This is a genomic window from Cytophagia bacterium CHB2, from assembly GCA_030263535.1.
In the GTDB taxonomy this organism is placed as follows: Bacteria; Zhuqueibacterota; Zhuqueibacteria; order Zhuqueibacterales; family Zhuqueibacteraceae; genus Coneutiohabitans.
This window is the reverse complement of sequence record SZPB01000287.1, coordinates 1-8,513: the sequence shown is the minus strand read 5'-3', so window position 1 is coordinate 8,513 and position 8,513 is coordinate 1. Positions and strand designations below refer to the sequence as shown.

General features: G+C 54.4%; 8 protein-coding genes. 3 read left to right on the top strand and 5 right to left on the bottom strand.

The genetic code is table 11. From position 1 onward, the window contains the following. From FBQ85_22130 to FBQ85_22115, 4 genes are all read right to left on the bottom strand, one after another. The coding region (locus FBQ85_22130) for a hypothetical protein (GenBank protein ID MDL1877839.1) at positions 1–1,509 on the bottom strand (1,509 nt) is incomplete at its 3' end. Positions 1,510–1,634: 125 nt separating this feature from the next. Further along, positions 1,635–2,069 carry a winged helix-turn-helix transcriptional regulator gene (locus FBQ85_22125; GenBank protein MDL1877838.1) on the bottom strand — a complete coding sequence of 145 codons (435 nt, stop codon included), beginning with the start codon at positions 2,067–2,069 and terminating at the stop codon, positions 1,635–1,637. 5 nt (positions 2,070–2,074) lie between these two features. Continuing rightward, entirely contained in the window at positions 2,075–3,361 is a 1,287-nt protein-coding gene (amrB, locus tag FBQ85_22120; GenBank protein ID MDL1877837.1) for an AmmeMemoRadiSam system protein B, read from the bottom strand. 21 nt (positions 3,362–3,382) lie between these two features. Continuing rightward, entirely contained in the window at positions 3,383–4,450 is a 1,068-nt protein-coding gene (locus FBQ85_22115) for a folate-binding protein YgfZ (GenBank protein MDL1877836.1), read from the bottom strand. A gap of 325 nt (positions 4,451–4,775) precedes the next feature. Between FBQ85_22115 and FBQ85_22110 the strand changes: the two genes are divergently transcribed. Beyond that, positions 4,776–5,654: an orotate phosphoribosyltransferase gene (locus tag FBQ85_22110; GenBank protein MDL1877835.1), complete on the top strand. Its 879-nt coding sequence runs from the start codon at positions 4,776–4,778 to the stop codon at positions 5,652–5,654. A gap of 92 nt (positions 5,655–5,746) precedes the next feature. On the opposite strand, the gene yhbY is transcribed toward FBQ85_22110, so the two are convergent. Then, a complete protein-coding gene (yhbY, locus tag FBQ85_22105; protein ID MDL1877834.1) occupies positions 5,747–6,049 on the bottom strand; it encodes a ribosome assembly RNA-binding protein YhbY in 303 nt (100 codons plus the stop codon). A gap of 384 nt (positions 6,050–6,433) precedes the next feature. On the opposite strand from yhbY, the gene FBQ85_22100 reads away from it, so the two are divergent. Together FBQ85_22100 and FBQ85_22095 are read left to right on the top strand one after the other, a co-directional pair. After that, a complete protein-coding gene (locus tag FBQ85_22100) occupies positions 6,434–6,718 on the top strand; it encodes a hypothetical protein (protein MDL1877833.1) in 285 nt (94 codons plus the stop codon). 48 nt (positions 6,719–6,766) lie between these two features. Next, positions 6,767–8,513, top strand: a 1,747-nt coding sequence (locus FBQ85_22095) for a VWA domain-containing protein (protein MDL1877832.1), incomplete at its 3' end; no start/stop codon positions are given.

Here is an 8,513-nt window from a genome sequence, read left to right as displayed (position 1 = left end):
GCAGGTATCGAGATTGCCGTACAAATCCAAATACCCAACGGCGCCGGCGTACGGCCCGCGCGGCGCCGGCTCAAGCTCGTCGATAATCTCCATCGCGCGGATTTTGGGCGCGCCGCTCACCGTGCCCGCGGGAAAACACGCGCGCAACGCATCGATGGCATCGCATTCCGGCCGCAGCTTGCCGCGCACGTTCGAAACCAAATGCATAACATGCGAATAATGCTCCACCGCCATCAGCTCGTTGACCTGCACGCTGGCATATTCACAAACGCGGCCGAGATCGTTGCGGCTGAGATCGACCAGCATCAAATGTTCGGCGCATTCTTTGGCGTCGGCGCGCAACTCGGCCTCGAGTTGTTGATCTTCTTTCTCATCGTGGCCGCGCCGGCGGGTACCCGCGATCGGGCGCATTTCCGCAATGCGATCTTCAACGCGCAGCAGCGCTTCCGGCGAGGAGCCAATCAATGTGTTCTCCCCGTTGCGGAGGAAAAACAAATAGGGCGAGGGATTGATTTGCCTCAACGCGCGATAGATTTGAATGGGCGAAACCGTCAACGCGCATGAAAAACGCTGCGACAAAACGGCCTGAAAAATATCGCCGGCCGCGATATGTTCTTTCGCGGCGCTGATTGCGGCGAGAAAGTCTTTTTGTAAAAAATTCGATGCCGGCTCGGGAAAACGCGGCCGCGCCGTTGGCGCAACTTCCGGCGGTGCCAGCGGCGCAACAAGCTGCTGGCGGATGCTTTCCAAACGCTCAAGCGCTTCTTCATAGCGCCGCCGCAAATTCAATTCACCCTGTTCGAGAAAAACGTGCGTGATCAGCAGCATTTCCTGGCGCACGTGATCGAAAGCCAAAATCGTATCATAAAACCCGAATTCGGCATCGGGGAACGCAGCCTCATTTTTTTCAGCCGCGTGCAATGATCTTGTGCTTCGAATATTCTCCAAATCCCGCACGGTGTCATAGCCGAAATATCCCACAAAACCGCCGGTGAAACGCGGCAAGCCTTTCACCAGCACCGGCTGAAATTTCTTTGACATGGTTTGCAGATAGGAAAAAATATCCGTCTCCGCATTACCGGGCAAGAGGGTGAATCTATTTTCCTCCGCGGACTCGATTTGCAGCCGCGGTTTTTCTGCGGCTTGGCGATGATAACGCACAGTGCATGCCGGCGCGAATCCCAGAAAAGAATACCGCGCGATCTTCTCGCCGCCGGCAATGCTTTCCAGCAAAAAACCCTGCTGCTGTTGTTGATTGAGCCGCAAAAATGCGGAGACCGGCGTAAACGTGTCGGCCAACATGGTCAAACTCACCGGCACCATGTTGCCGCGGCGCGCGCAACGCGAGAATTCTTCAAACGACAACACCGCTGTAGCATTCATAAAAATCCCCGGCAAAAATGCGATGAAATCAAAAACCCCATCTGGCGTTTGCCATGATGGGGTTTTGTTGCAGTCGTTCAGCCTAACGGGCCTGACATGATCAATCGTGAAATCGGCAATTCCCATCGTGGCCGGCTTTGCGCCACCAATGTCCCCACGAGCAAACGGTCAAAGTAATGGTAGAATTGCGCATTTTAATTTTCTTGTTGTTGAAAAACGTGCGCCAATCATAACAAACGAATCGGCCGATGTCAAGACGTTTTTTTGCCGGCGGAATTGACCCCATCTCGCGCCCTGCGCCCGATCATCTTCAACGCAAAATTTCCCAAAAAGTCGATTTGCGGTCCCTTTTGCAAATATTTAAAAAATTGCATGCCCATTTGTTTCCACATCAATTCGTTGATGTCGTAATACACGCTTTTGCCGTGGCGTGCAGTGGTGACCATATCGGCCATGCGCAACAGGGAAAGATGATGCGAACATGTGCTTTGCACCAGATCCAGCGCATCGACCATCTCGGTGACGGTGCGCGGGCCTTCTTTGGCAAGATAAAGCATGAGGCGCAGGCTGCTCTCTTGACTGAGCAGCTTGAGGATTTTAACGGATTGCTTGAGGTAGGCTTCGGGGAAAAATTCTTGAAAACGGCTTTTGGCTTCGACGCTACTCATCCGGCAGCCTCGCATCATTAAATTCAGGACGGCTCATAAAGCGCAGCGCTGGCGTAGCTCACCACGGATTTGCGATCATCCACCAGGCCTTGTTCATATTTCAACAGCTTGCCGGATTTCGCGGCGCTGCTCGCCAGCAGGGTGTGAATCGGCGCGAACCCGCAAACGCGGTAACGGTCTTGAATGCTCTCATTTGCGGCAACAAACTGCGCGGCATTGACTTTTTCAATTGCCTGAATCAAAGCCTGATCAGCGCTGCTGACTTGTTGGAGAAACTCGCGACCGGGCTGGCCTTCGTCGCCGTAGCGCGGGCCGACATGTGAAAAATCAACGCTGGCAAGGCAGCAAATTTTGCGGCCGCGCCGAGCCTCAATCTCACAGGTTTTGCGCAAAGCCGTGATGAACGCGGTGATGATATCGTGTTCGTGTGTGAAGCGATCGTCCGTCAGCATCAAGTAGGCATACGAGCACAAAATCGGCGCGATGGTAAACGGCCGGCGCTTACCGAACAAATGCTGCAAGAACACGGTTTGAAACTCAATCGTGTGTTCGTTGCGGTGCGGCAGCGGTTCGCCGAACAGTTCAAAAGGATGTTGCCGCGCTAGTTCCGCAATGAATCGCTCATCGTGTTTGACCAAGCCGAGCGGCGTCTCAAAATCCTTCGGCAGGCACGAATAACAATTGGCCAGCCCGCTGTGGCCGGTGCCGAGAATCACATAAACATCCGCCGGCGCGCTTTCCGCCAGCGCGCGATACGCATGGGTGTAGCACGCCCCGCCGACGCGCAAATCAATATGCGGCGCCACCGCGCCTGCCACGAACGCATTTCCGTTTTTGCGGTTGCCGGACGCAACCGACGGAAAACCTGCGCCGTTCGCATAAAAGCTGTCAAGTTTTGTGCGCAACTCGTCGGGATCAGCAGGATAACTCACGCCCGCGTGCGCCGCCGGACGCGAGGGCAACGCCAGCATTTGCTTTTCGAGCGCGCGCCTGTATGCTTGAAACGTTTCACTTTCCAAAAAATAATTGCGATCCAACTGCGTGACCAGCGTTTCCAACTGTTGTTGATCCAGCAACGCGCCGAATTGGCGTTGATACTCGCTGCGAATCTCCGGCAACGAATGCTTGCCGTCGAAGAATTGCAGGAGAAACAAAGCATCGCGCGAAACCACGACCATCTGTTCGACCAGGCCGGAAGGATCGCGCAGCGCGAAACGCTGTCCGTGTTCCGCTTCAAGCGGAAGCGCCTCGACAAAGCGAAGCTTGGGCTTTGCAATCATCGAATCCTTACGAGTTTGAGTCCATTGCATAATAATTAAGGTGGGGAAGTATCATTGATCCGCTTCGCCGGCGAACGGCAAGGCCTTCAAAACAGCCGCTGCCGGGCCGCTCGGCGTAAGCACGTCTACACGCAATTCGGGTTGGGCAAATGTTCTGCGAACCACGGCTAATGCGAGGGTATCGTCGCCCGCAACAGCACGCGCCGCGCTTGTGACTTTACCAATGTCTTGCGCGCCTGAGAAAATCGCCGCGCCCGCCACCCTCTCCGGCCCGGCTGCGCATTGCAAGCCGAACAACTGGCGTTGCACTTTTTGATACGAATCGAGGCGCGCAATCACTTCCTGGCCGATGTAACAGCCTTTTTCAAAATTGATGAACGGCAGCAAACCGATCTCGTGCGGGTTGTAATCCTCAACGATCTCATGATCTGCCGCAGGAATGCCTCGTTTGATGCGCAGGAGATCATAAACGTCAAAACCGATGGGGGAAAAATGGCCGAGCAACTCGCGCCACAATTCGCCGGCAATCTCTGCCGCAGCGATAACATTAAGACGCGCTGCAGAAGCCGCGTGCGGATGATGCAGGAGAAGCTCCGTTTCACGCCATGCGGTTTTCAAAAAATGCCCGGCAGATACGCCCACTGCATCGAGAGCAAAAAAATCGCCCGCGCGCGCCGCAGCCTCTGCGCCCAACAACGAAAACAGCGCGTAGCGGTTTGTCTCGTCAACGGATTTGACTTCTTCGAGGAACGTGTATTTGTCGATCCATTTGCTGACCGTTGCGGCGCGGCCGGGGCCGGTTAGCAGCAAATAATTTTCCCCCAGCATCAGCATTTCAACCAAGTCGATAACCCGGCCTTTGGCGTTGGTGAAGATATTCACGCAGCTTTCACCCACAGCCATTTTGCGCATTTCATTCGTGGTCAAACGATGCAAAAGCGACTCGCGGTCTTTGCCGCTGACGTACACTTTGCCGAGGAAACTGCGATCCATCACCGCGGCGGTTTGGGCGGCGGCATATTCTTCTGGCAGGCTGCGATAACGCCGCGGCCACGTCTCGCCCGAAAGCTCGATGAAATCTTGTGCGTGATCTGTATGATATGTTGTGAGAGTTGACATTGCCGAAGTACTGAAGACGCGTTATTGTTCAGCTCAACTGCCGCCCGCGCGGCCATCTTTTCTTTTGAAATGGCGCAATATAGAAACCCGCGCTGCCCGAGGCAAGAAATTTGTTTGCTGCAATCGCGAGGGCTAAAAATTTCTTTTCTGGCAAATGGCCTGCGTTTTTTTATCTTGAAAAGCATTCTATTTTGCCATTCAGGCTGAATTTTGTGAAAATTCCGTTCTGCCCCGGGCCTCATAGCGCGAGCTGGGGCGCAACCAAAAGATTGAGACACGGATTGAGACGACGCAACACAATAGTTGAAACTTATGGAAATTTCCCATGAATCCCGAACTTTTCCGCCTGTTGCTTGAAACCAAAGCCCTGGAAATCGCGCCGGAGAACCGGCCCTTTTGGTATACTTCAGGCACGATCGGGCCGTTTTATCTCAACACGCATTATCTCTACGGCAGCCGCGAGAAAGCGGAGGAATTGCTGGTGTTCATCGATCAGCATCAAAATGATCGCGCGGCTCTGCTCTCCGGCGTGATGGCGCGCGTCGAAAAAAATTATGCGGAAGACGCGGGCTACCGCACCGTGATCGCTGCCGCCGCCGCATTGGCGCGACGCGAAATCGGGGTCGATAACATCGACTTCGTTTCCGGCGGCGAGCGGCGCGACTGGTTCTTCTCAATCATGACGGCAAAACAGCTCGATAAGCCGGCGCTGTTCATTTGCAAAGATCAAAGCGTGCTGACTTTTAATCGGGACATTCATGAAACAAAAAATCTGGCGGGCGCGCGGGTCTTGCACGTGGCGGATCTCGTCACAGAAGCGTCGAGTTATGTGCGCGCCTGGCTGCCGGCGCTGCAAAAATGCGGAGGGGAATTGCCGTGGGCAATCAATATCGTCGATCGCGGCCAGGGCGGGGGCAGCGTTTTGCGCGAGCGCGGCGTTCAGGCTTATCATCTCATTGAAATCGGGCCGGCGTTTTTCGAGAAACTTAAACAAGACGGTTATCTCGATGCCGCGCGCGCAGACAGGCTGCGCGCGTATCATCACAATCCCCGCGAAAGCATGAAACGCATGTTGCAAGCGCAGCCGGAGATTTTGCGGCAGGCGTTGAATTCTGACGACGAGAAGATTCGCAAACGTGCGCGCTTGTTAGTCGATCAAAATGTGTATGATTTTCCGCGCGCCTTTCTGGAAAGCTTGTTGTGATCCTGCGGCACAACGCGGCAATCTCCCCCCAACCCTCTTTCAACCGGAATTGGCCGCGTCACGTTGGCGGATGTGCAGCCGGCGCAACCCGCCTACGGCAAAATGATTTTGGGCTTTTCCAAATGCCGGCGATAAAGCAAAATCGTCTTGCCCAGGACATGCACGAGCTGCGCTGATACATTTTGGGCAAGCTCTTCCGCAACGTCATAGCGCACACCATCAAAACCATCCTGCAGCTTAACCTTCACTAGTTCGGCATTGTTAAACGCATCGGCGAGTGTGCGCAGAACCGTGCCGCTCAAACCATTGCGCCCGATCATCACCACGGGCGTCAATTCATTGCCCAAGCCGCGCAAATAGCGGCGCTGCTTGCCCGTCAAGGCAGTCATTGCCATACTTACCTCCAGAGTGATTTACATGCCGCCATCCCAATAGATTGAAAAACACCAAGCCGCCAGCGGAAACGCAGAAGCCCAAAAGCTTACACCGATTTTCGAACAAGCTGAGAATCGAAGCTCTTCGAGCAGCTTTGAAAACTTCGCCCGCAGAAGTGGAACTGCCACAGATAGGGAAAAGTCTTTTCGGTGGGAATTCATTTCAGTGGGCGAAACACTCTCAGAATTTTATTCTAACTTTGAGCGCTTTATGGCTTAGGAGCGACGATGAAATAACTTTCCCCAATCTCCAACCGCGAATAGACGCGAATCATCGCGAATCAAAAAGCATGAGCCGCTATTCGTGCTAATGAGCGGTCTAACGAAAATGAGTACGTTATTTAAATGACGATCCTCAAACCCAACTCCCGGCATTTTGAGCCGCAATATTATGCCGGTTGGCTCGGCGAAAAGCAAGCACAAAGTTTGAGAATTGAAAAAGCCCTTGCTTTTGGAGAAACCTCTGATTATGATCTTGGCAACATCCTTTCACTTGCCACCGCCACGGGAGGCAATCTTGAGCATGTGCAGGCGCAATCGTGGAAAGGAATTCCCGCCAACTTTTCTCCTGCAATTGTATTGATTTATGGGTCAACCTCTAGGATTGGCCTGTCGCGCCGAAGACTCTGATCCCTCAACTCGCCAGACATCCGGCCTTCCGTACAAGTTTTCCATTTTATGCGGGATTTTTCCATGCTCAACCGTTTTTGCAGACCCGTGTCCTGCCGCCTTGCACGCAACGCTGCATTGGTTGTTCTATTCACGTGCCTGCTCGCCGGTGCGGCGCTTGGCCAAACCGGCAATGTCGTCGTCTCCGTCAACAACATCTCAATCGCCGGCGAAACCTCTTTACGCGGCCTCACGGGCGCGTTTCCCTATCCCGTTCTTTCCACTATTTCAGTGACGGATCAAGCCGGCAATGTCGTTACCGGTCTGGCTGATACCGCGCGCTTTATCGGCCCGGCGGAAATCGCAGAAATCGGCGCGCCGGTTTCGCAGATCTGGCAGCCGCTGCTGGAATACCATCGCGACAATCCGGCTTTCCCGGCAAATCAAAATCTCTTCAATCAAACGCCGCAACCTTCCTTTACCGAGGTGAGGCGCACAACCTACTTTCCCACCAGCACGATGCTGGTCATGGATATCAGCGGCAGCATGAAGCCGCAACTCGAGGAAGCCAAAGCCAGCAATCTTGCTTATCTCGAACAATTGCGTTCATATGATCGCGCCGGCCTGATCCAATTTTGCGCCTCGGTGGTGAACACCCTTCCGATCTCTTCAGATCTCTCCACTCTGCGCCAGGAAATCGTCGCGGCAGATACCTGCACCGGCACGGCCATTGAAAATGCTCTGCTCGCCGCGCTCGAGGTTATCCGGCATGAAACCACCCGGCGCGGCATTATCATCTACACCGACGGCCAGAACTTTCCCTTCACCGAGCCGACGCCCGGCCCCGTGATTGCAATGGCGCAGGAATTCAACATACCCATTTTCACCATTGCGTTGGGTGATCAAACGCGTGAAGACATTTTGGAACTCATTGCCGAACAAACCGGCGGCCTTTTTTTTAGCGCCGAAACCGCCGCGGATATGGTAGAAATCTATGAAAAGATCGCGGTCGTTATACAGAATTTTTATGTGATGGCGCACGCCTCGCCCGATCCCATTCGCAACGATACCTGGCGTGTTGTAGACGTCACCGGCGGCACGTTGAGCAATCGCGATCGCGGCCTGGGCCATTATTTTGTTGCCAATCAATCCTCCTCGCGCGTAACCGATCTGGCGCTGTCGCTCACCGCCAACACGGAAACAGCGCGCCCCGGCGACACATTCGAATATCTTCTCCGCCTCAGCAATTCCGGCCCGAGCGAAGGCCGCGGCCTCGATCTCAAACAGCATTTGCCGGATTCCGTGCGCTTCCTCAGCGCGATTCCTGCCCCGGTGTTTGGCCGGGGCGATTCCTTGTTCTGGCAGATTCCGGCGCTGGCAGCAGGAAACACCTTCGATATTCGCGTCAGCGTACAACTATCACCGCAAACGCCGAGCACGCTCACCGAGTTGATCAGCCATGCCCGCCTTTCGGCTGCCAATGATTCATCACCGGACAATAATCTTGCCTCAGATACTGTGCGTGTGATCTTCACCCCGCCGCCCAATAATACGGAGCTTGCGTTTTCTATATCATCACAAACCCAGGTTCCAGGAGAAGCACGAACCGGCGAGGCGTATTCGTACCATATTCAGTTCAACAATCTCGGCGCGCATGCCGCGCAGAACATCCGCGTCGCCCAGCTTTTGCCGGATTCTGTGAGGTTCTTGTCGTCGATACCGGCATCAAGCATCAACGGCGATTCATTGATCTGGCAAATCGCAGCGATTGCTGCCGGCAGCCAGGATTCGATCACGGTCAATGTTCAGCTTGCCG